This window comes from Auraticoccus monumenti (assembly GCF_900101785.1).
In the GTDB taxonomy this organism is placed as follows: Bacteria; Actinomycetota; Actinomycetes; order Propionibacteriales; family Propionibacteriaceae; genus Auraticoccus; species Auraticoccus monumenti.
In genome coordinates, this window is the sequence record NZ_LT629688.1 from 2,435,389 (window position 1) to 2,457,190 (window position 21,802).

Genomic DNA, 21,802 nt, shown 5'->3' on the forward strand with positions numbered 1-21,802 from the left:
CGCACCCGCGCCCGGACGGTTGGACCCTGCGGCACCGTTTGCCAGAATGGGCGGCATGTCGGAACCCGGTGGCGCACCTGCCGCACCAGCGCCCGGGGGAGGGACGGCCGTGGTCGAGCGTCCCGACCTGTCCTCGCTGGCCCAGACCCCCTGGGTGACCATCGTCTGGGACGACCCGGTGAACCTGATGTCCTACGTCGCCCACGTGTTCACCGAGTACTTCAAGTACCCGCGGGAGAAGGCCGAGAAGCTGATGATGATGGTCCACACCGAGGGCAGGGCCGTGGTCTCCAGCGGCAGCCGCGAGGCGATGGAGCGCGACGTCAACGCCATGCACGACTTCGGCCTGTGGGCCACCCTGGACCGGTCGGAGTGAGGCGCTTCGAGCGTCGCCGCAAGCAGGTGGTGGCCTCCTTCGAGCCCGAGGAGGTGCAGCTGCTCGCGTCCCTGACCGAGCAGCTGGTGGAGCTGCTGACCGAGCACGAGCACCCCCCGGGCTCCGAGCCGGCCCCCCAGCCGCCGACGGCCGACGTCGACGACCCCTTCGCGATGTGGGAGCGCGACCTGGCCGAGGAGCCGGACCAGCCCGAGGTCCCCGACGACCCGGTGCTGCAACGGCTCTTCCCCAACGCCTACCCCCACGACCCGCAGGCCTCGGCGGACTTCCGCCGCTACACCGAGCGGGACGCCCGCACCGCCAAGATCGACGCCGCCCGGACGGTGCTGGCCGCGCTGGCCGCCAGCCGCGACGGCCGGGACCCGGTCCGGGTGCCCCTGGCCGAGGCCGACGCCTGGCTGAAGACGCTGACCAACCTCCGGCTCAGCATCGCCACCCGGCTGCAGATCACCGACGCCGAGAGCGGGGAGGAGCTGTCCCAGCTGCCCGACGACGACCCGCGCGCGTTCATGTACGGGGTCTACGAGTGGCTGGCCTTCGCCCAGGAGACGCTGGTCGCCGCCCTCTGACGGGGCGGCTCCGGCGGTAGCGTGCCTCCCGTGAGCCCTACCGACGCGCCGATCGGCGTCTTCGACTCCGGTTTCGGCGGCCTGACCGTGGCGCGGGCGCTGGTGGACCAGCTGCCCTCGGAGGACCTGCTGTACCTCGGCGACACGGCTCGCGCGCCGTACGGGCCGCTGCCGATCGACGTCGTCCGCGAGTACGCGCTGGAGTGCCTGGACCACCTGGCCGAGCAGGGGGTCAAGGCGATGGTGATCGCCTGCAACTCCGCCTCCTCGGCGATGCTGCGCGACGCCCGCCAGCGCTACGACGTGCCGGTGGTCGACGTCATCCTGCCGGCCGCCCGCCGCGCCGCCCGGACCACCCGCAACCGCCGGATCGGGGTCATCTGCACCGAGGCCACCGCCTCCTCCGGCGCCTACGCCGACGCGCTGGGGGTGGCCCCGGTCGAGATCACCACCCAGGCCTGCCCGAGGTTCGTGGAGCTCATCGAGGCCGGTGTCACCAGCGGCCCGGAGCTGCTGGCGGTGGCCGAGGAGTACCTGGCCCCGGTGCGGGCCGCCGGCGTGGACACGCTGGTGCTCGGCTGCACCCACTACCCGCTGCTGACCGGCGTCATCTCCTACCTGCTCGGTCCGGAGGTGACCTTGGTCTCCAGTGCGGACGAGGGCGCCGACCACACCTACGCGACGCTGCTGGGCGCCGGGCTGCTCCGCGCCGAGCCCGGACGCCTGGGCCGGCACGAGTTCATCACCACCGGGGCCCCGGACGCCTTCGCCGGGATCGGCCGCCGGCTCGTCGGGGAGTGGGTGGGGCATGTCCGCCAGTTCAGCTGATCGCGTCGTCGAGGGTCTGGAGCTGACCGTGGTCGGCTGCACCGGGTCGGCGTCGGGTCCGGACTCACCGGCGTCCTGCTACCTGGTGCAGGCGCCGGACGGGGACGGCGTGGCCAGCCTGGTCCTCGACCTCGGACCGGGGGCGTTCGGCGCGCTGACCCGGTACGTCGACGCGGCCGCGGTGACCGCGATCGGGTTCAGCCACCTGCACGCCGACCACTGCGGGGACTTCGGGTCCTTCCACGTCGCCGCCCACTACTCACCCGGCGCGCCGTTCCGCACCGCGCTGTACGGACCGGCGGGCACCTCCCGCCGGCTGGGTCGGATGTACGAGGTGGACGAGGCCGACGTCGACGCCTTCGCCGCCCGCTGGCCGGCCACCCCGTGGGCGCCGGAGCAGCAGGTCGGGCCGTTCACGGTGCGCACCGTGCGGGTGGTGCACCCGGTCGAGGCCTACGCGGTCCGGGTCGAGTGGGGTGGGGAGTCGCTCACCTTCACCGGTGACACGGCCTGGTCCGACGAGCTGGTCGGGCTGGCCACGGGCACGGGGCTGCTGCTGGCCGAGGCGGGTCACCCGAGCGGGGTCGAGGCCACGCCCGGCGTGCACCTGACCCCTCCCGAGGTGGCCGAGCTGGCCCGGCGCAGCGGTGCCGGCACCACGGTGCTCACCCACGTCTCGCCCTGGTTCGACGTCGAGGCCTTCCGTGCCGAGGCGTCGGCACGGCTGGGCGCCGAGGTGGTGGCGGCGCGGTCCGGGCTCCGGCTGGGGGTCCGCGGGGGGCGCGCGCACCCGTTGGGTTGATCCCGCCGGTCGGTCGGGGAGACGGATTTCGGTGGTCAGTCGTCCGGCGGGGCCCCGACGCCGCAGTCGTGCCGCGGGATGCCGCTGCCTGACGGCTGACCGACCCGCAGAATCCGTCCTCCCTCCCATTCCCCGGCCTGCACCGGGACCTCCGGCTGCGGCGCTGAACGGTCGTGGCCGGGCGGCCAGCGGATCTCGTCGGTCAGTCGCACCGCGAGGACCGTTCAGCCCAGTGCTGACCCGGGACGGGACTGCGCGTCCGGGTGACGGACCGGCACAATCCGTTCCCCGGCGTCTGGCCGGCCTGGTGGGCGCCACGGGGCTGCGGGTCCGGGTGACTGACCCTCGGAGTCCGCCTCGGCAGCACCGGTCGTGGGCTCGGGCCTCCGACCGGCACCGATAGGCTCCGACCATGACCTCCGCCACCCCGCAGAGCCCGTCCGTGCGTCCTGACGGGCGCGCTCCCGACCAGCTGCGCGAGGTGCGCTTCACCCGCGGCTGGCTGGACCACGCCGAGGGCTCGGTGCTGGTCGAGTTCGGGGCCACCCGGGTGCTGATCGCGGCCAGCGTCAGCGAGGGCGTCCCGCGCTGGCGTCGGGGCAGCGGGCTGGGCTGGGTCACCGCGGAGTACGCGATGCTGCCGCGGGCCACCCACACCCGCTCGGACCGCGAGTCGGTCAAGGGCCGCATCGGCGGGCGGACGCACGAGATCAGCCGGCTGATCGGGCGCAGCCTGCGCGCCGTGATCGACTACAAGGCCCTCGGCGAGAACACCATCCAGCTGGACTGCGACGTGCTCCAGGCCGACGGCGGCACCCGCACCGCCGCCATCACCGGCGCCTACGTGGCCCTCGAGGACGCCTGCGCGCACCTGGCCGGGCTGGGTGCCCTGGCCGGTGAGCCGCTGCTGGGCTCGGTCCAGGCCGTCTCGGTCGGCGTGGTCGACGGCGCCCCGGTGCTCGACCTCAACTACACCGAGGACTCCTCGGCCGAGGTCGACCTCAACGTGGTGGTGGACGGCACCGGGCGCTTCGTCGAGGTGCAGGGCACGGCCGAGGGCCAGCCCTTCGACCGGGCCGTGATGGACCAGCTGCTCGACCTCGGGGTGGCCGGCTGCGCCCAGCTCGCCGCGCTGCAGCGCACGGCGCTCGACGCCACCCCTCCCAGCCGGTGACCACCCCGCCCCGGGTGGTGCTGGCCACCAACAACGCCAAGAAGCTGGCCGAGCTCCGCCGGGTGGTGGGCGGCGACGTCGAGGTGCTCGCCCTGGCCGACGTCGACCCCTACCCCGAGCCGGCCGAGACCGAGCGGAGCTTCGAGGGCAACGCGCTGCTCAAGGCCCGGGCCTGCGTGGCCGCCACCGGTCTGCCGGCGCTGGCCGACGACTCCGGACTCGAGGTGGACGTGCTGAACGGCATGCCGGGGGTCCGCTCGGCCCGCTGGGCGGGGGTGCACGGCGACGACCGCGCCAACCTGGAGCTGCTGCTGCGCCAGGTCGACGACGTCCCCGCCGGGGAGCGCGGAGCCCGCTTCGTCTGCGCGCTGGCGCTGGTGCTGCCCGACGGCACCGAGCACGTCGAGCGCCGCGTCTGGGAAGGTCGGCTGGCCACCGCCCCGGTGGGAGAGAATGGCTTCGGCTACGACCCGGTCTTCCTGCCCGAGGGCGCCGGCGGGAGCACCGCGGCCGAGCTGGAGCCGGCGGAGAAGGACGCGGTCAGCCACCGCGGTCAGGCCGTCCGGGCGATGGCCTCGACGTTGTCGACGGTGCTGGGAGCAGGAGGGGATCGCAGGTGAAGGCCTATCTCGAGCTGGTGGAGCGCGTGCTGCGTGAGGGCGTCGTCAAGGGCGACCGCACCGGCACCGGCACCCGCAGCGTCTTCGGGCACCAGATGCGCTTCGACCTCTCGGCCGGCTTCCCGCTGGTCACCACCAAGAAGGTGCACACCCGCTCGGTCTTCGGCGAGCTGCTGTGGTTCCTGCAGGGTGCGACCAACGTGGCGTGGCTGCACGAGCAGAGGATCTCCATCTGGGACGAGTGGGCCGACGCCGACGGCGAGCTCGGACCGGTCTACGGCCACCAGTGGCGCAGCTGGCCCGACGGCGACGGCGGCACCATCGACCAGATCAGGGCCGTGGTCGAGGGCATCCGCACCAACCCGGACTCGCGTCGGCACGTGGTGAGCGCCTGGAACGTCGCCGCGCTCGACGACATGGCGCTGCCGCCCTGCCACACCCTGTTCCAGTTCTACGTCGCCCCCGACCCCGACGGACCGGGGCGACTGTCCTGCCAGCTGTACCAGCGCTCGGCCGACGTCTTCCTCGGGGTGCCGTTCAACATCGCCTCCTACGCGCTGCTGACGCACATGGTGGCCCAGGTGACCGGGCTCCAGGTCGGCGACTTCGTGCACACCCTCGGTGACGCTCACCTCTACCTGAACCACCTGGAGCAGGCCGAGCTGCAGCTGACGCGGGAGCCGCGACCGCTGCCCACCCTGTGGCTGGACCCCGAGGTCACCGACATCGACGCCTTCACGCTGGACTCGATCCGGGTCGAGGGCTACGACCCGCACCCGGGCATCAAGGCCCCGATCGCCGTCTGATGACCTCCCCCTCCCCGGACCGCGCGGTGGTCGCGGTCGCCGCCGTGGCGCGCAACGGCGTCATCGGCAACGGCCCCGACATCCCCTGGCACGTGCCCGGTGAGCAGGCCCGCTTCAAGCGGCTCACCATGGGCGGCGTGCTGGTGATGGGCCGGCGCACCTACGAGTCCATCGGACGCCCGCTGCCCGGCCGTCGCACCGTGGTCCTGTCCCGCGGCCCCGGCTGGGCGCCCGCGCCCGAGCACGCCGACCGGGTCGACGTGGTGGGCACGCCGGAGGAGGCGCTGGAGGTGGCCGCCGGCCACCCCGGCACGACCTTCGTGGCCGGTGGCGGCGAGGTGTACCGGCTGCTGTGGCCCTGGACGACCGTGCTGGAGCTGACCGAGATCGACCTCGAGCCCGACGGCGACGTCACCTTCCCCGAGATCGGTCCGGGGTGGGTCGAGGTGTCGCGGGAGCCGCACGAGGGCCACAGCTACGTCCGCTGGGAGCGGACGCCGGATCAGGAGGAGCACCAGTGAGTCAGCCGCGCGCCGCGATCGGCCTCGACGTCGGCGGGACGGCCACCAAGGCGGTGGTCTGCGACGACGACGGGCAGATCCTGGCCCGGGCCGAGGTGCCGACCCCACCGCAGGCGGTGGGGCTGATGGACTCCCTGGCCGCCGTGGTGGTGACCCTGGAGGCGGCGGTCCCGGCGGGCACCGTGCTGGAGCCCGCGGTGGCGTTGTGCGTGCCCGGCATCGTCGACGACACCCGTGGGGTGGCGGTGCACTCCACCAACCTCGGCTGGCGCGACGCCCCGCTGGCCGCGCAGCTGGCCGAGCGGCTGGGACGTCCCGCCCTGCTCGGCCACGACGTGCGGGCCGGCGGGCTGGCCGAGCTGCGCTGGGGAGCGGCGGCGGGGTCGGCCTCGATGATGTTCGTGGCGGTGGGCACCGGCATCGCCACCGCGCTCGTGCTGGACGGGCGGCCGGTGGTCGCCGGCGGGTACGCGGGGGAGAGCGGCCACGTGCTGGTCCCCGACCCGGACTCGGGCCAGCCGGTGCTGCTGGAGCAGGTCGCCTCGGCCTCGGCCATCGCCCGACGCTGGTCCGAGCGCTCGGGCCGGACGGCCGCCGGCAGCCTCGAGGTCTTCCAGGCCGCCGAGCAGGAGGACCCGGTGGCCGCTGAGGTGATCGCCGACGCGGTGGAGGTGCTGGCCGACGTGCTGGCCTGCCAGCTCGCTCTGGTCGGGCCGGTGCCGGTGGTGGTCGGCGGCGGGCTGAGCAAGGCCGGGGACGCCGTGCTGCGGCCGCTGCGGAGCGAGATCGACCGTCGGCTGGTGCTCTTCGACGCGCCGCCGGTCACGGCGGCACGGCTGGGGTCGTGGGCGGGGGCGATGGGCAGCGCGGCGCTGGCCCTGGGGGCGGGACGAGCAGAGGGAGCGGCATGAGCACAGCGCAGGAGCCGGCGGGTCTGGTGCGCCGCCACGAGCAGGAGACGTCGGGTGCGGAGCGGCACGACCTGGCCGCGCTGGCCCGGGAGGCTGCCGGGCAGCGGGTCGGGCTGGGGGCGTTCAACGTCATCCAGCTCGAGCACGCGACCGCCCTGGTGCGCGCCGCGGAGGCGGCCGGTCGTCCGGTGGTGCTGCAGATCAGCCAGAACGCGGTGCGGTACCACGGCGCGCTGGAGCCGGTGCTGGCCGCGACGCTGGCCGTGGCCCGTGCCGCGACGGTGCCGGTGGTGGTGCACCTGGACCACGCCGAGGACACCGACCTGGTGCGGCGGGCGGTCGAGCTGGGCGTCCACTCCGTGATGTACGACGGCTCGCACCTGGACTACGACACCAACGTGGCCACCACGGCGGAGATGGTGGCCCACTGCCACGCCGCCGGGGTGGTGGTCGAGGCCGAGCTCGGTGAGGTCGGCGGCAAGGACGGGGTGCACGCACCCGGGGCGCGCACCGACCCCGACGAGGCCGCCGCCTTCGTCGAGGCCACCGGGGTCGACCTGCTCGCGGTGGCCGTCGGCTCCTCGCACGCCATGACCACCCGCGACGCGGTGCTGGACACCGAGCTGGTGGCCGCGCTGGCCGCCCGGCTCACGGTGCCGCTGGTGCTGCACGGGTCGTCGGGGGTCAGCGACGAGGGGATGCTGGCCGCGATCGAGGCGGGGATGACCAAGATCAACGTCTCCACCCACCTCAACCAGGTGATGACGGCCGCGGTGCGCGAGGTGCTGGTGCAGGAGAAGCCTCCGGTCGACCCCCGCAAGTGGCTCGCGCCGGGCCGCCAGGCCGTCGAGGACGAGGCGACGCGCCTGCTGCGCCTGTACAGCCGGGGTCGGGCGGGGTCGGCCGAATAGACTCGCCCGCGCACCGACCGCCGAGAGGAGCACGCGTGCCCGCCACCGACTTCTTCACCGAGTCCTTCCACGCCCGCTACGCCGAGGAGGCTGGACGGCTGGGCCGTTTCAACCTGGCGCTGTTCGGCAAGACCGGGGTCGGGAAGTCGACCCTGGTCAACGCGATCTTCGGTGAGGAGGTGGCCCGGACCGGGATCGGGGAGCCGGTCACCGACGGCTCCCACCTCTACCTGGACAAGCGCGGCTTCCTCGGGGTGGTCGACACCAAGGGCCTGGAGCTGGGCCGCGACGACAAGGCGCTGCTGCGCGACGTCGACGAGATGGTCAAGAAGGGGCGCAAGCTCCCGCTGTCCGAGCAGGTGCACGTGGCCTGGTACTGCCTGCGGGGCCTGGACCGTCGTTTCGAGGACTCCGAGGCCGAGTTCATCACCCACCTCGCCGACCTGGGGATGCCGGTGGTGGTGGTGCTCACCCAGGTGCCGATGCGCGACGGGCAGTACCACCCGGACGCGGTCGAGCTGGGCCGCCACATCATCGCCCGCGACCTGCCCATCGTGGACGGCCGTCCGCACTTCGTCTTCGCCATGAGGGACCAGTTCACCGGTCAGCCGCCCCACGGCTTGATGGAGCTGCTCGATGCCACCTTTCGCGTTGCTCCCGAAGGTGTCGAGGGAGCGCTCGCAGCCGCGCAGCAGATCGACCTGGCGCGGAAGGCGAAGGTAGCCCAGCAGCACATCGGCGCCACGGTGACCGCCGCGGCCGGTGCGGCCGCGATCCCGATCCCGTTCAGCGACGCGGCGATGCTGGTGCCGCTGCAGCTGGCCATGATGGCCCGGATCGCCCAGCTGTACGGGCTGCGGGTGGACCGCGCCGCGATGCTGGCGCTGGCCTCGTCCGCGGCCGCCACGGCCGGTGGCCGGGCGGTGGCGACCAACCTGCTCAAGTTCATCCCGGGCGCGGGGTCCATCGCCGGTGGGGCGATCGGGGCCGGCGTGGCCGGGGCGTTCACGCTGGCCATGGGTCAGGCCTGGCTGGTGGTGTGCCAGCGGGCGGCGAGCGGCAGCATCCCGTCGGTGGACGGTGTGATCGACTCCGCTGCGGCCCAGGCGCTGTTCGCCAGCGAGTTCAGCAAGCACGTCCCGAAGGTGCGGACGAAGAAGTGAGGAGCTGCACGTGAGCCGACGTACCGGCGTCGTGACGGCGCTGGGTCTGGCGGTGGTGCTGCTCGGCGCGAGCGGGTGCTCGCTGCTGGCCGACCGGACCAAGCCCGACGAGACCCTGACCATGCTGGCCGAGGCGCTCAGCCGGGGTGATCTGGCGGGGGTGCCGGTGACCCCGGAGACCGCGACCGAGGCCGCCCGGCTGCCCGAGGTGCTGGAGGGGTTGGACGGGGTGCGGCCGGTGGTGACCTCGACGCCGAGCGAGACCGTCGACCAGGGCCGGACCCGCAGCCGCGGGGTGGTCGAGTACACCTGGCAGCTGCGCCCGGACACCGAGCCGTGGCGCTATGCGCGCGACGTGGAGCTGGTGAAGAACGAGGAGACCGACTGGCAGGTGGTGTGGACGCCGGCCGCGCTGGCCCCGGGTCTGGGGGAGGGCGAGGTGCTCGACACCCGGCGCACCTCGGCGGAGCGGGCCGACGTGCTCGGGGCCGACGGCGAGCAGCTGGTGACCATGCGCGACGTCGAGCGGGTCGGGCTCGACAAGCCGCAGGTCGAGCCGGAGGACCAGGAGGACTCGGCGAGGGCGCTGGCGAAGCTGCTCGACATCGACGCCGACAACTTCGCGGCGGCGGTGGAGGCGGCCGGTGACCAGGCCTTCGTCGAGGGGTTGGTGGTGCGGTCGGCGGAGACCCGCACGGTGGCCGACCTGCGTCGCGACGTGGCCGAGATCGACGGGGCGCGGATGGTGCCCGACACGCGTCCGCTGGCGCCGACCCGCGACTTCGCCCGGCCGGTGCTCGGGGTGGCGGGGCCCGCGACCAAGGAGGTGGTGGAGGCCTCCGGTGGTGATCTGGTGGCCGGGGACTTCGCCGGCCTGAGCGGGCTGCAGGCGCGCTACGACGACCAGCTCCGCGGGACCCCCGGGATGCAGGTGGTCACCGTCCCGCCGGAGGGCTCGGAGGAGGAGGCCGCGGAGGAGGACGTGCTGTTCACGGTCCCGGCGACCGACGGGAAGCCGCTGGAGCTGACCCTGGACGTGGACGCGCAGCGGGTGGCCGACGGCATCCTGGTGGACCAGAAGACCGCGGCCGGTCTGGTCGCGATCCGACCGTCGACCGGTGAGGTGGTGGCCGTGTCCTCCAGCCCGGCCGCCGAGGGCTTCTCGACCGCGACGCAGGGCCAGTACCCGCCGGGGTCGACGTTCAAGATCGTCACCGCCCTGGCCCTGATGCGGACCGGGATGGGACCGGAGGACGAGGTGGAGTGCACGCGCACGGTCACCGTGGACGGTCGTGAGTTCAAGAACTTCGACGACTACCCAGCCTCGGGGCTGGGCCGGGTGACGCTGGAGACGGCGTTCGCCAACTCCTGCAACACCGCGCTCGCGCGGCTGGCTGAGGAGGTGGGCGAGGACGGGCTGCAGCAGGCGGCCAAGAGCCTGGGGATCAACACCGACGCCGACCTCGGGTACCCCTTCTCGTTGGGGACCGTGCCGCAGGCGGAGAGCGAGACCGAGCAGGCGGCGATGATGTTTGGACAGGGCAGGATCACCACCGACCCGCTGGGGATCGCCACCGTGGCCGCCTCGGTGGCCGCCGGGAAGCGGGTCACCCCGAACCTGCTGGCCGACGGGCCGGAGAACCCGGAGGAGGTGGCCCAGCCGCTGACCCCGGAGGAGCAGGAGGGGTTGAAGACGCTGATGCGCGCGGTCACCACCGACGGCAGCGGGCGGTTCCTGCAGAGCCTGGAGGGGGACCCGGTCTACTCCAAGACCGGGACCGCCGAGTACGGCGACGCGGTGCCGCCCAAGACGCACGGCTGGATGGTGGCGATCCAGGGCGACCTGGCCGTCGCGGTGTTCGTCGAGGGCGGGGAGACCGGGTCGGGGTCGGCGGGGCCGCTGCTGAAGGAGTTCCTGTCCGAGGTGCCGTGAGGTAGCCGAGGGGGCGCCGGCGTGCGGTGGACGTTCGCGCACCGGTGCTCGACCACATCGAGGGCGTGGGGGCTGGCCGACGTGCTGCTGCGCTAAACGCCCGTTGCCCGTTGCCCGGTGCCTGTTGACCGGTGCCTGTTGCCCGATGCCCGGATGCCCGATGCCCGGATGCCCGACCTCGGCGCCTGGTGCCCGGGGGTCGATACCGGTGGCCGGTACCGGTGCCCGATGCGGTGGCCGGTCGCGCCGGTGGGCAGTGGCTGGTGACGGCCGGTAGGCGCCTACTACCCCTTCTCGTGTGCGACCGGCATGCTCGCCCCATGGGCGTGGGCAGTGGGATGGGGTCGCTGGAGCCGCTGAGCGACACCGAGCGGGCGGTGCACGGAGACGTGTCGCCCGCTGATGTCGGTCGGTTCCTGGATGCGTGGGCGCAGACCCGGCTGGGCAGCGGCATCGGCGAGGTCCTCTTCCGCGCGGGACGCATCGACGCCGTCTGGGGTGTGCTGCTGCAGGACGGCCGGAGGGTGGTCGTCAAGGCGCACCGGACCCCGGCTGGGGTGGAGACCATCAGCGCCGCCGTCGACGCCCAGCACGTGCTGGCGGCTGCCGGCTTCCCCGCCCCCGTGCCGCTCGTGGGCCCGGACGAGGTGGAGGAGCGGGTGCTCACCGCCGAGTCCCTGATCGACGGCCCCCGACCCGACGGTCGCCAGCCGGGCGTGCGGGAGCTCCTCGCCGAGGGGCTTGCCAGGCACATCGAGGTGCTGCGCTCCCGGCCGCACCTGGTCGCTCAGGCTGGGAGGGGACCGTCGTGGTGCCGGTACCAGGACGGACCGTGGCCGGTCCCGCACGACACCCTGGTGGACCTCCGGTCGACGCCTGCCGGGTTCGAGTGGCTCGACGCGCTGGCCCGGCGGGCCGCCGACCAGGTCCTGCGCCACCGGGTCGGTAGCGACGTCGTGGTGGGGCACGCCGACTGGTACGCCGGCAACACCGCCGTGGTCGACGGCCGGCTGGTCGGCACCTTCGACTGGGAGCTGGTGGCCGACACCGAGGCGGTGATCGCCGGTTTCGCCGCCTCCTGCTACGCCGCGAGCGCCACGGGCGGTGGTGGCCTGTCCACTCCCGTCGAGACCGCTGACTTCCTGGGCGACTACGAGCAGGTCCGTCGACGGCTCTTCTCCGCGGACGAGCGAGCAGCAGCGGCCGGGGCCGCCACGTGGATCCTGGCCTTCAACGCCCGGTGGCAGGTCGCACTGATCGAGCACGGCCTCTGCGACCGTGCCACCGTGGCCCTGGTGCAGGACCACCAGGAGGAGTTCCTGTCGCTGTCCTGGTGACCGGGGGCGCACAGCCGAGACAGTGGAGGCTGAGTAGGGACGGCTGGTACGCCCGGAGCTGGTGAGGCGGTGGGCCAGGTGGCGGGACGACCCGCGGATGATCGCGGCCATCGCGGCCATCGAGGAGTCGCTGGCGCGGGACGGGCTGGTGCTGCGCTACGACCCCGACTGGGGCCGCCAGCACCGCCGTCCCGTCGAGGTCCGCTCAGAGGTCCCCGTGGACTGGCGTCTGCGTCCGGGCGCGCCGACGGCGCCGCTCAGCAGGAGCGGCGTCGAAGGCGTTGAGGATCGGGGGGGCCAGGTCAACCGGTCGGGACCGCGTCCCGTCGCCTGGCCGTGAGCGCGCGAGGAGGTCGTGCCTGTGGGGTGGGTGGCCTGCGGTCTTCGGACAGAGCGTTGGTGCCGTCGGGTCCTCGCTGGAAGCGGAGTCCGTGGGGGCTGGTCCACTCGTAGTGGCCGAGTGCCAGCATCCGGTAGCGCCAGCGGGTGTGGGTCTTGAGCCGGTGGTGCTTGCGGCACAGGGGTGCGAGGTTGTCGGTGGAGGTCTCGCCACCCTGGGCGAAAGGTTTGATGTGGTCGGCGTCGGTGGACCAGGTGTCGGTGCCGTCGCTGCGCTGGCGCATCGAGCGGGGGTGGGCGGGTCGGCTGCACCAGGGGAACACGCAGGTCCGGTCGCGCAGGGCGATGTGCTCGCGGATCCGGTCCGGGACCTCGTAGCCCTCCACGAACGACGTGGTGTTCAGGTCGATCACCGGTCGGACGGTGATCGTGGTGTCGGGGCGTCCGCACCAGTCGCGGATCTGGTCGGCGGTGACGGGGGTGCCGGTGTTGCCCACCCAGCCGGGCTGCTGACTTCCGCCGGTGAGGACGTCGGCGGAGAGGTGGACGTAGAGGGTCACCTGCGACGGTGCCCGGTGCGGCCGGAGGGTCGTGGATGCTGGCCCAGTTGCCGAGCTGGTGGTCGTCGGGTCGTGGGGCTGGTCCGCCGGGTCGCCGAGTGGTCCGGGCTCGCTCGTAGTCGTGAGGTCGAGCGCGGGCTGGGAGCGGGCGAGCTCACCGGCGGCCATCGAGCGACGCACGTCCAGGCTCTTGTCGACTCCGGCCTCGGCGAGCTTCCGCGCTCCGGCGCCGATGGCGGCGTCCAGGTCCAGGGCGTCGGGGAGATCGAGGACTCCGACCACCTCGGCGAGCCCGTGGCGGCGGCCGTCTTGGTCGGGGAAGATGTCGAAGCGGCGCTTCTCCTCCGCCTCCACCCGCTGCCGCTCGGCCTCCGCAGGCATGAACCGGGTGATCGCGGTGGTGATCAACCGGTCCAGCTGGGTCACCCCGACCTTGCCCGTGACAGCAGCGACCTGGTCGTCGACGAAGGCGGCTGCCTCCCGGGTCAGGCCGATGGTGCGGCCGGCGACGAGGCGGGCCTGCCACGGGGCGACCTTGCCGGTGTGAACGAGGGCCCAGAGACGGGGGAGCCGGTGGCGGAGCTCCAGCGCCTGCCCGACCAGGGTGGTGCCGGCGTCGGTGGAACAGCGCAGCGCGGCGGCCAGCTCGGCGATGCAGCCCTCGTCGACCTCCGGTGTGCCCTCACCAGCCAGGGGTGCCCCGGTGGGGCGGCCGCCGAGGGTGGAGGAGGCGACGAAGTCGTCTTCCACCGGAGGATGCAGATCGGCCCATTCGGCGGCGATCCGGAGCACGGCAGCGGCGGCTGCGTTCTCGGCCGCGCGGTGGGCGCGCACGTCGGCCAGCAGGGTGGCTGCGGCGTCGGTGCGGTGCTTCGTCATGCCCCTAATCTACGGCGCAGGACCGACAAAATCGGATGCGTGTTCGAATCTGTGGACAATCTGCAGGCCGGGTGATGGTGTGGATAACGCCTCCTCGAGCCACGTCGACACCGGACGACCGCCCGGAGCGAGGACGGACCGACGACCTGGCTCCGTCCGGCACTGCGACCCACCAGTGGTTCTCACAAGCCGACCGGCCGGCGGTCCACCCGACCGGCCGACCGCCCGGCGTTCCCAGCGACCAGCTCACCGCCCGGCAGTCCAACCGACCGGCCAACCGGACCACCCGGCGGTCCAAGCGACCGGCCGACCGGCAGGCTGTCCAACCGACCGGCGGAAAATCGACCGGCGGGCTAACCGACCGGCCAAGCGGCGACCGGTCGACTGCTCGGCGTTCCATGGGCCGGCCGACCGCCCGGCTTCCTTGGGGACCGGCCGACGGCTCGGCCTTGCTTGGGACCGGCCGACCGCTAGGCCTTCAAGGACCGGCAGACCGTCCGGGCCGATCGCTGGGCAGCCGACCGCCCGGACACCCTCCCTATGCTGCGCCCATGCGCACACAGGTGATGGAGCTGGTGCGTGAGTACCTGTCCGGCACCGGTCTGCCCTGGTCCGAGACGACACCCGGTACCTTCGCCGTCACCCTCCCCGGACAGCACAAGCTGAGCACCGAGTGCGCCCTGGTGGTGGCCGAGCAGACCCTGCAGCTGCGCGCCTTCTTGGCCCGTCGCCCCGACGAGGACGCCGACCGGGTGCACCGCTGGCTGCTGGCCCAGAACCTGTCCTCCTACGTGGTGGCCTTCAGCCTGGACCACCTGGGCGACATCCACCTCACCGGCCGCATCGGGCTCCCCGCGGTCACCGCCGAGGAGCTGGACCGCCTGCTCGGTGAGGTGGCCACCCGGGCCGACGACTCCTTCGACACCGTCGTCGGCCTCGGGTTCGCCAGCTCCATCCGCAAGGAGTGGGAGTGGCGTCTCTCCCGCGGCGAGTCCACGGCCAACCTGGCCGCCTTCGAGCACCTGCGCCCACCCGACGCCTGAGCACAGCCAGGCCCTGCACCCCTCAGCACAGCCAGGCCCTGCACCCTGCGCTCAGCCAGACCCACGCCCCCGAGCATCACCAGGGCCCAGCCGCCTGAGCACAGCACGGCCCGGGGACCGCCCCGGTCGACCGGCGTCGGCACGCAGCCGACCACCGTCAGACGGGGAGTCCCCGGGCCCTGACCCGGAACGTCGCGGGTCAGTGCATGTACAGCCCACCGTCCACGTTGAGCGTGTGCCCGGTGATGAAGCCGGACTCCTCGGCCAGCAGGAACGAGACCGCCCCCGCGATGTCCTCGGTGGTGCCCACCCGGTCCACCAGCAGGTCCGCGACCAGCTCGACCTTGCGCTCCTCGCTCAGCCGCCCGCCCATGATGTCGGTGTCGATCGGGCCGGGGGCGATGGCGTTGACCGTGATCCCGTGCGGCCCGAGCTCGCGGGCCAGGGCCCGGGTCAACCCGATCACGCCGGCCTTGGAGACCGAGTACGGCGTCTTGCTGAAGGTGCCGCCGCCGCGCTGGGCCGACACCGACGAGATCGACACCACCCGCCCGACGCCGCCACGGACCATGGACTGCGCCACCCGGCTGGTGACGTGGTGGACGCCGTCGAGGTTGATCCGCAGCACCCGGTGCCACTCGTCGTCCTCGAGCTCGAGGTAGGGGGTGGGGGAGCTGACGCCGGCGACGTTGACCAGCCCGACGACCGGCGGCAGGCCGGCCTCGAGCCGGTCCACCGCCGCCCGGACGGCGGCGGCGTCGGAGACGTCCACCCCCACCCCGGCAGCGGCGACCCCGGACCCGCGGCTGATCTCCTCGGCGAGCTCGGCGCAGGCGTCGCCGTCGACGTCGAGCAGCCCGATCGACCACCCCGCCCCGGCGAGGCGGTGGGCGGTGGCGCGTCCGATGCCGCGGGGTGAGGCGGCACCGGTGACGACGGCGGTGCGCTCGGCAGGGAAGGTGTGCATGTGTGTCTCCTGACGGCCCGGGGGCTCAGTAGGTGTAGTCCTGGCCACGGACCCAGTCCGGGAACTCCCAGTCGGTCCGGTCGACCTCGGCCCCTTCGGCCTTGGCCCCCTCGATCGCCTCGTCCAGCGCGGCGGAGTTGGCGTCGCTGAGCTCGACCAGGGCCGCCCGCAGGTCGGTGATGTTGCCGCCCAGGTAGCCCTGGATGACGTCCCCCAGCTCGGGGGCGATGACGGTCTGCCGCGCCTGGACCTTGGCCACCTCCACGTTGCGCACGATGGGCTGGGGTGCGCGGAAGACGTTGGCGCGGAACTCCTCCACGAGCTGGCGGTAGGGCTCGATGACGTCGGCGCCCGCCACCACGTCGAGGAGGATGGGCGGCTGGTCCATCCCCGAGGCCAGGGCCGTCTGGTAGTCCTCCTGGGTGAAGGTCTCGATCAGCTGGCTGGCCAGCTCCGCCTGCTGCGTGCTGCCGGCGACGACCCAGTCCGCCGCCCGGGCGCCCCGGGTGGCCACGACCGCCTCGCCGTCCGGGGTGAGCATCCCCGCCACCGCCATCTTCGGCAGCATCTCCTCGTTGAGGTTCCGCACCGCGCCGGGGGAGTACGGGCCGTCCATGTGGAACGCGATGCTCCCCGCTGCCCAGCGACCACGCGCGTCCGGGATCTGGAAGCTGTTGGTCCCCGGCAGCAGCCAGCCGCGGTCGGAGATCTCCTTGTAGAGCTCGATCGCGTTGATGTAGGAGTCGTGGTGGTACTCGTACTCGCCGTTGTCGAAACGCAGCCCCAGGTAGCCCGGGAAGCCGCCGGCCTGGGCCAGGTCGTCGATCTGCTCCCGCATCCGGCCGACTGCGCCGAGGGCCATGGTCATCGGGGCGTAGGTGCCGTTCGTCGCCACCGCCTCCAGTGCAGCCAGGAAGGAGTCGTAGCTGGTGGGCGGCTCGAAGCCGACCTCCTCCGCGATCTCGGAGTTGTACCAGGCCAGGCCCACGTACTGCTTGTCGGTGAAGGCCGGCAGCCCGTAGACCTTGCCGTCGAGCAGCGACAGCCCCTCGACGAAGGAGTCCTCCGGCAGCCGGGCCATCGCCTCCTCCGACAGGGTGATCTCGTGGATCCACCCGGCATCGGCCAGGGCCGGCAGCGGGAGGCCCACCAGCGGGGTGTAGATGTCGGGGAGCTGGTTGCTCTGGTTGGCCAGCTGCAGGGCCTCACGGGCCTTGCCCGGCTCGTTGTAGGTGTGCTCGACGGAGGCGCCGAGGCGCTCCCCCTCGGTGGTGGCCCACCCCTCGTGCAGGTCCTGGAGACCGCCGAAGTGGTCCCACCAGCGCAGCGCCCCGGCCTCGCCCCCACCCGCGGGGCTCGGGGGTGCGCTCGGCCCCCCGCAGGCGACCAGCCCCGAGGTGGCGGCGAGTCCCAGCCCGAGCCCTCCCACGAAGGTCCGGCGGTTGATCTGTGTCATGTCTGCTCCTTTGAAGTCGGGTGGTCAGGGGTCGTGCCGGGGTCGAGGGACCTCAGGACTTCACCGCCCCCGCGATGCCCTCGACGAAGTAGCGCTGCATGAAGGCGAAGAGCACGACGATCGGCAGCAGCGAGATGACGCCGGCCGCGGCCATGCCCGGCCAGTCGGTGGAGTTCTCCCCGACGAAGGCCTGCATCCCGACGCTCACCGTGCGCAGGTCGGGGTTGCTGAAGGAGAAGACCAGCGGCAGGAAGAAGGCGTTCCAGGTGGCCAGGAAGGTGAGGATGGCGACCGTGGCGGTGACCGGCATCGACAGCGGCAGCATGATGTGGGTGAAGGTGCGCAGGAACCCGGCGCCGTCGACGATGGCGGCCTCCTCCAGCTCGTCCGGCAGCCCGCGGAAGTAGCCGGCGTAGATGAGGATGGAGGCCACGTTGGCCCCGCCGGCCAGGGCGAGGACCATCCCGGAGTGCTGGTCCAGGATCCCGAGCTCCAGCGACATCTTGACGATCGGGATGATCGTGTAGCCGGTCGGCACGAACAGGGTGGCGATCAGGATCCCCACGACCAGCCGCGATCCCGGGAAGCGGTAGCGGCCCAGGACGTAGCCGGCCAGCGCGCAGCGCACCACCACGATGACCACGGTCGAGACGGTGACCAGGACGGTGTTGGCCAGGTAGACGCGGAAGTTCCCGTCGTCCCAGGCCCGGGTGTAGTTGTCCCACTGCAGCGCCTCGGGGATCAGGCTCAGACCGCCGGCGAAGATCTCCGAGGAGGACTTGAGCGAGGCCGAGACCATCCAGATGAAGGGGTAGACCCACAGGAAGGCCACCACCGCCAGCCCGAGCACCAGCAGCCACCAGGGGAGCCGGCGACGCAACCGCCTCCCGCCCGTCACCCCGGGGCCGTCACCGGTCCGCAGACCGCGGTCGTCCAGCACGGCGCTCATGCCCCGGCTCGCATCCGGCGCGAGACCACGGTGGCCCAGACCTGGGCGATCACGACCAGCAGCACCAGCACCCCGAAGAGCACGGCCGCCGCGGAGGCGAACCCGAGCTGGGGGATCGTGGCGGCGAAGGCGAAGCGGTAGATGTAGATCTCGATGATCTCGGTGCTGAAGAACGGCCCGCCGGCGGTCATCGACTGCATCAGGTCGAAGGCGTGGAAGCAGTCCTCCACGGTGAGCACGGAGATGATCAGCAGGAACGGGACCAGCATCGGCAGCGTGATGTAGCGGAACACCTGCAGCCCGCCGGCGCCGTCCAGCCGGGCGGCCTCGTAGAGGTCGTTGGGGATGGTCTGCAGCGCGGCCAGCCAGTAGATCATCGTGATCCCGAAGAACTTCCAGACGTAGACCAGGCCGGCCGTGACCAGCGCGGTCGAGCTCGACCCCAGCAGGTCCACCGGACCCGCGCCGAAGAGGTTCAGCACCGCCGACACCGGACCGCTGGCCGGGTCCAGGATGAAGCGGGTGACGACGCCGACGATGGCGGTCGTGGTCACCACCGGGAGGAAGTACGCGGTGCGGAAGAACGCCGCGAAGGGCAGCTTGGGGGAGTTGAGCAGCACCGCCAGGGCGAAGGCCCCGAGCACCCGCAGGGGTGCCACCACCAGCATGAAGAAGAGCGTGGTGCGCACCGAGGACCAGAACAGCGGGTCAGCCAGCACCGCCCGGTAGTTGTCCAGCCCGACGAAGCGCTGGTCGGCGGTGAAGCCGTTCCACTCCACCAGGGAGTACCAGTAGCTGGCCACGATCGGGTACAGCGTGTACATGCCGTAGAGCACGAAGGTGGGCAGCAGGAAGGCGTAGATCCAGACGTTGCGTCTCCGCGCCCGGGAGCGTCGGGCCGCTGATCGCGGTCGCTCCCAGGTCGCGGACGCCGCAGGTGCGTCGGTCAGGACTTCGGTGGTCATCGAGCACTCCGTCGTCTCGGTGGAACCGGCCTCAGCGGATCTGGCTGAGGGAGAAGGTGCGGGGGTCGCTGAAGATGCGCCGCCCGGCTTCGAGGGCGTCGATGGCCGCGACCTGCTCGTCGCTGAGCTCGACGTCGTCGAGGGACGAGTTCTCCCGCATCCGCGTGGGGGAGACCGTCTTGGGGATGATCACGTGGCCGCGTCGCAGGTGCCAGGCCAGGACCACCTGGGCCGGGGTCACCCCCAGCTCGGCGGCGGCGCCGATGACCGCTGGGGCCTCCAGATCCGCGCCCTGACCGAGCGGGGAGTAGCCCTCCACCACGATGTCGTGCTGCCGGCAGGCGGCGACGACGTCGGCCTGCTGGAAGGTGGGGTGCAGCTCCACCTGGTTGACCGCGGGCAGCTCGTCGGCCGTCGCGGCCAGCTCGGCCAGGTGCTCGGGCATGAAGTTGGAGACCCCGATGGCGCGTACCTGGCCGCGCTGGTGCAGCATCTCCAGCGACCGCCAGCTGGCCTGCCAGAGCCCGGCGGCGGGGTTGGGCCAGTGGATCAGGTACAGGTCGAGGGCGTCCAGGCCGAGCAGGCGGCAGCTCTGCTCGTAGGCCCGCAGGGCGGTCTCCGCTCCCTGGTCGCCGTTGCGGAGCTTGGAGGTGACGAACACCTCCTCACGCGGCAGCCCGGAGGCGGCGATCGCGGCCCCGACGCCGGGCTCGTTGACGTAGGCCGTGGCGGTGTCGATGTGGCGGTAGCCCAGCTCCAGCGCCTGCTCGACCACCCGCTGGGCGTCCTCGTCCGGCACCTGGAACACGCCCAGCCCCAGCTGCGGGACGGTGACCCCGCCCCGCAGCGTGACGGTCCGGGCCAGCGTCGCCGTGGCGGTGCCCGGGCCCTCGCCGCTCACCGGGGCTCCAGCAGCAGCAGCGAGACCGAGGGCAGCGGGAGGGTGACGGTCAGCTTCTGCTCACCGGTCCCCGAGGCCTCCAGCCGGCGCGGCGGCTCCAGCTGCTCCAGGCCCTGGCGGTCCTTGACGGCCTGCAGCTGCTCCGGGGTCGGCAGCTGGGGCGAGCCGGCCTCGACCCAGGCGGTGTGGGAGTTGCTGTGCCGGGCGTCGATGCGCAGGTGGTGCAGCTCGTAGGGCCGGTCCTCCAGGCCGCTGATGGTCAGCTCGACCTCGGTCTCGGTCTCGTCGCGCTGGTACTGGTCGTCGGTGTGGCGCCAGACCAGGACGCCGAGCGTCCCGTCCTCGTGCCGGGAGGCGAGCACGTCGACCTCCTCGGGCATGCTGCGTCCCTGCGCCTCGTCCAGCAGGGCCACCGGGTGCTCGGCGTCGCTGCTGGCGGCCACCCGGCGCTGACCCATCCGGGCCAGGGCGCGGTAGGCGTTGAGGAAGGGCTTCTCGATGCCGCCGGCGGTGAGGAAGGCGCGGGTGCCCTCGAAGTAGCGCTCGCCCTCGAAGTAGAAGCTCCACGAGGTCGCCTGCTCGACCTGGACGGTCTCGGCGTCGTTCAGGTCGAGCAGCTTCTTCATCAGCTTCACCTGGAACACCGGGTAGTACTCGGTGTTCTGGAAGCCGAAGTTGGCGTTGTCGTAGGCGCTGTGGTGGGCCGGGACGCCGGCGTCGCACTCGTCCACGATGGCGGGGAGGTGGTGGTACTCCGGGAACTCCCCGATGATCCGCAGCATCCGGCGGACCTCGTGCAGCATCTTGTGCGCCGAGGGGTTCTCCTGCACCGGGGCGGGGCCGCCGGTGGGTCCGTAGACGCGCCAGGGGGTGAAGGCCGAGCCCTTGGTGTGGAAGGAGACGAAGTCCAGCGGGTCGCCCTGGGTGCTGGTGTGGGCCAGGAAGCCGCGGAGGAAGTCGGTGCCGGACCCGGTGACCGCCGGCCCGCCGACCTTGGCCTCGGGCAGCACCGAGCGCACGGCGCGGGCCGTCACCGAGTACAGCTCGTAGAACTGCTCGGGGGTGCCGCGCCAGTAGAAGATGTCGGGCTCGTTCCACAGCTCCCAGAGCCAGTGCCCGACCTCCTCGGCGCCGTAGCGCTCCAGGCAGTGCTGGGCGTGGGCGGCGACCAGGCCGCCCCAGCGCTCGTAGTCCTTCGGCGGGTAGGACCAGGTGCCCGCCTCGTAGCTGCTGTACACCGTCGGGCTGGAGACGACCTTGAGGTCCTCGGCCTCCGGGGGCAGCAGGTCGCGCGGGGTGAAGGCCAGCTCCACCAGCACGTGGTGACCGGCCTCGACGATGGCGTCGTAGGTCTGGTCGACGATGGTGAAGTCGTAGAACGGGTTGCCCTCGGCGTCCTCGTGGTAGACGTTCCCGTTGCCCCAGTGGGGGATGCCGAAGCCGGAGCCGGAGCAGAAGACGTAGTGCGGGCGGACGTGGTAGCCGCGGTCGGTCAGCTCGCCGAAGGTGTTCAGCAGCGTGCGGCCGGTGGCGGTGTAGGTCCAGTTGATCTCGTCGTAGCCGATGCTCTCCCAGATGCGGGCCAGGGGGCCGCGGTCCACGTCGGCCTGCACCGTCACCGCCGCCCGTCGGACGTGGGGCGCTGATGGGTCGCTGGGGGCGGCCCGGGGGAAACCGTGCTGGTCCCGACCGATGCCCGGGTTGACGTCCACGTCTGCAGTCACTGTTGCCTCGACCTCTCCTGTGAGGGGGCGACCCCGTTGGCCACCCG

At 72.7% G+C, this 21,802-nt stretch carries 22 protein-coding genes; 15 read left to right on the top strand and 7 right to left on the bottom strand.

Annotated elements, in window-relative coordinates; all coding sequences use genetic code 11:
- Nucleotides 1-46: 46 nt before the first annotated feature.
- The 14 genes from clpS to BLT52_RS11310 all read left to right on the top strand — a co-directional run bounded on the left by clpS (nt 47) and on the right by BLT52_RS11310 (nt 12,312).
- Nucleotides 47-376 carry an ATP-dependent Clp protease adapter ClpS gene (gene clpS, locus BLT52_RS21435; RefSeq protein WP_407922605.1) on the top strand — a complete coding sequence of 110 codons (330 nt, stop codon included), beginning with the start codon at nt 47-49 and terminating at the stop codon, nt 374-376.
- On the top strand, nt 373-966 hold the full coding sequence (locus BLT52_RS11250; RefSeq protein ID WP_090593566.1) for a DUF2017 domain-containing protein: 594 nt from the start codon (nt 373-375) through the stop codon (nt 964-966). Before clpS ends, BLT52_RS11250 begins: the two co-directional genes overlap by 4 nt.
- Before the next feature lie 30 nt (nt 967-996).
- On the top strand, nt 997-1,794 hold the full coding sequence (murI, locus tag BLT52_RS11255; RefSeq protein WP_090593569.1) for a glutamate racemase: 798 nt from the start codon (nt 997-999) through the stop codon (nt 1,792-1,794).
- On the top strand, nt 1,775-2,596 hold the full coding sequence (locus BLT52_RS11260; RefSeq protein WP_231946272.1) for an MBL fold metallo-hydrolase: 822 nt from the start codon (nt 1,775-1,777) through the stop codon (nt 2,594-2,596). The genes murI and BLT52_RS11260 overlap by 20 nt, the downstream gene beginning before the upstream one ends.
- A 412-nt stretch (nt 2,597-3,008) precedes the next feature.
- On the top strand, nt 3,009-3,770 hold the full coding sequence (gene rph / locus BLT52_RS11265) for a ribonuclease PH (protein ID WP_090593572.1): 762 nt from the start codon (nt 3,009-3,011) through the stop codon (nt 3,768-3,770).
- On the top strand, nt 3,767-4,390 hold the full coding sequence (gene rdgB, locus BLT52_RS11270; RefSeq protein WP_090593575.1) for an RdgB/HAM1 family non-canonical purine NTP pyrophosphatase: 624 nt from the start codon (nt 3,767-3,769) through the stop codon (nt 4,388-4,390). Before rph ends, rdgB begins: the two co-directional genes overlap by 4 nt.
- Nucleotides 4,387-5,196, top strand: a complete 810-nt coding sequence (locus tag BLT52_RS11275) for a thymidylate synthase (RefSeq protein WP_090593578.1) — start codon at nt 4,387-4,389, stop codon at nt 5,194-5,196. Before rdgB ends, BLT52_RS11275 begins: the two co-directional genes overlap by 4 nt.
- Nucleotides 5,196-5,717, top strand: coding sequence for a dihydrofolate reductase (locus BLT52_RS11280; protein ID WP_090593581.1), 522 nt, complete (start codon nt 5,196-5,198; stop codon nt 5,715-5,717). The genes BLT52_RS11275 and BLT52_RS11280 overlap by 1 nt, the downstream gene beginning before the upstream one ends.
- Nucleotides 5,714-6,628 carry an ROK family protein gene (locus BLT52_RS11285; protein ID WP_157677086.1) on the top strand — a complete coding sequence of 305 codons (915 nt, stop codon included), beginning with the start codon at nt 5,714-5,716 and terminating at the stop codon, nt 6,626-6,628. The genes BLT52_RS11280 and BLT52_RS11285 overlap by 4 nt, the downstream gene beginning before the upstream one ends.
- Entirely contained in the window at nt 6,625-7,539 is a 915-nt protein-coding gene (locus tag BLT52_RS11290; RefSeq protein WP_090593588.1) for a class II fructose-bisphosphate aldolase, read from the top strand. Before BLT52_RS11285 ends, BLT52_RS11290 begins: the two co-directional genes overlap by 4 nt.
- A 35-nt stretch (nt 7,540-7,574) precedes the next feature.
- Nucleotides 7,575-8,702 carry a GTPase family protein gene (locus tag BLT52_RS11295; RefSeq protein ID WP_090593593.1) on the top strand — a complete coding sequence of 376 codons (1,128 nt, stop codon included), beginning with the start codon at nt 7,575-7,577 and terminating at the stop codon, nt 8,700-8,702.
- A gap of 10 nt (nt 8,703-8,712) precedes the next feature.
- Nucleotides 8,713-10,635: a penicillin-binding transpeptidase domain-containing protein gene (locus tag BLT52_RS11300; RefSeq protein ID WP_157677087.1), complete on the top strand. Its 1,923-nt coding sequence runs from the start codon at nt 8,713-8,715 to the stop codon at nt 10,633-10,635.
- A 320-nt stretch (nt 10,636-10,955) separates the two neighbouring features.
- Complete coding sequence (locus BLT52_RS11305) at nt 10,956-11,972, top strand: aminoglycoside phosphotransferase/kinase family protein (RefSeq protein ID WP_090593599.1); 1,017 nt, start codon at nt 10,956-10,958, stop codon at nt 11,970-11,972.
- 97 nt (nt 11,973-12,069) lie between these two features.
- Nucleotides 12,070-12,312, top strand: coding sequence for a hypothetical protein (locus tag BLT52_RS11310; RefSeq protein WP_090593602.1), 243 nt, complete (start codon nt 12,070-12,072; stop codon nt 12,310-12,312).
- Here BLT52_RS11310 and BLT52_RS11315 read toward each other — a convergent pair.
- Nucleotides 12,275-13,750, bottom strand: a complete 1,476-nt coding sequence (locus BLT52_RS11315) for an HNH endonuclease signature motif containing protein (RefSeq protein WP_090593605.1) — start codon at nt 13,748-13,750, stop codon at nt 12,275-12,277. The two genes, BLT52_RS11310 and BLT52_RS11315, sit on opposite strands and share 38 nt — an antisense overlap.
- Before the next feature lie 551 nt (nt 13,751-14,301).
- Between BLT52_RS11315 and BLT52_RS11320 the strand changes: the two genes are divergently transcribed.
- Nucleotides 14,302-14,793: a type III secretion system chaperone family protein gene (locus BLT52_RS11320; protein ID WP_090593608.1), complete on the top strand. Its 492-nt coding sequence runs from the start codon at nt 14,302-14,304 to the stop codon at nt 14,791-14,793.
- Nucleotides 14,794-14,992: 199 nt separating this feature from the next.
- Here BLT52_RS11320 and BLT52_RS11325 read toward each other — a convergent pair whose 3' ends face one another.
- From BLT52_RS11325 to BLT52_RS11350, 6 genes are read right to left on the bottom strand one after another with little or no spacing between them, the layout of a single operon-like run.
- A complete protein-coding gene (locus BLT52_RS11325; RefSeq protein ID WP_090593611.1) occupies nt 14,993-15,760 on the bottom strand; it encodes an SDR family NAD(P)-dependent oxidoreductase in 768 nt (255 codons plus the stop codon).
- 25 nt (nt 15,761-15,785) lie between these two features.
- Nucleotides 15,786-17,216: an ABC transporter substrate-binding protein gene (locus BLT52_RS11330; RefSeq protein WP_090593613.1), complete on the bottom strand. Its 1,431-nt coding sequence runs from the start codon at nt 17,214-17,216 to the stop codon at nt 15,786-15,788.
- 52 nt (nt 17,217-17,268) lie between these two features.
- Nucleotides 17,269-18,165 carry a carbohydrate ABC transporter permease gene (locus BLT52_RS11335; RefSeq protein WP_090593615.1) on the bottom strand — a complete coding sequence of 299 codons (897 nt, stop codon included), beginning with the start codon at nt 18,163-18,165 and terminating at the stop codon, nt 17,269-17,271.
- A complete protein-coding gene (locus tag BLT52_RS11340) occupies nt 18,162-19,130 on the bottom strand; it encodes a carbohydrate ABC transporter permease (RefSeq protein WP_090593618.1) in 969 nt (322 codons plus the stop codon). Before BLT52_RS11340 ends, BLT52_RS11335 begins: the two co-directional genes overlap by 4 nt.
- A gap of 31 nt (nt 19,131-19,161) precedes the next feature.
- Entirely contained in the window at nt 19,162-20,031 is an 870-nt protein-coding gene (locus BLT52_RS11345; protein ID WP_231946273.1) for an aldo/keto reductase, read from the bottom strand.
- Nucleotides 20,028-21,755: a GH39 family glycosyl hydrolase gene (locus BLT52_RS11350; protein ID WP_090593621.1), complete on the bottom strand. Its 1,728-nt coding sequence runs from the start codon at nt 21,753-21,755 to the stop codon at nt 20,028-20,030. The genes BLT52_RS11345 and BLT52_RS11350 overlap by 4 nt, the downstream gene beginning before the upstream one ends.
- Nucleotides 21,756-21,802 lie beyond the last annotated feature (47 nt).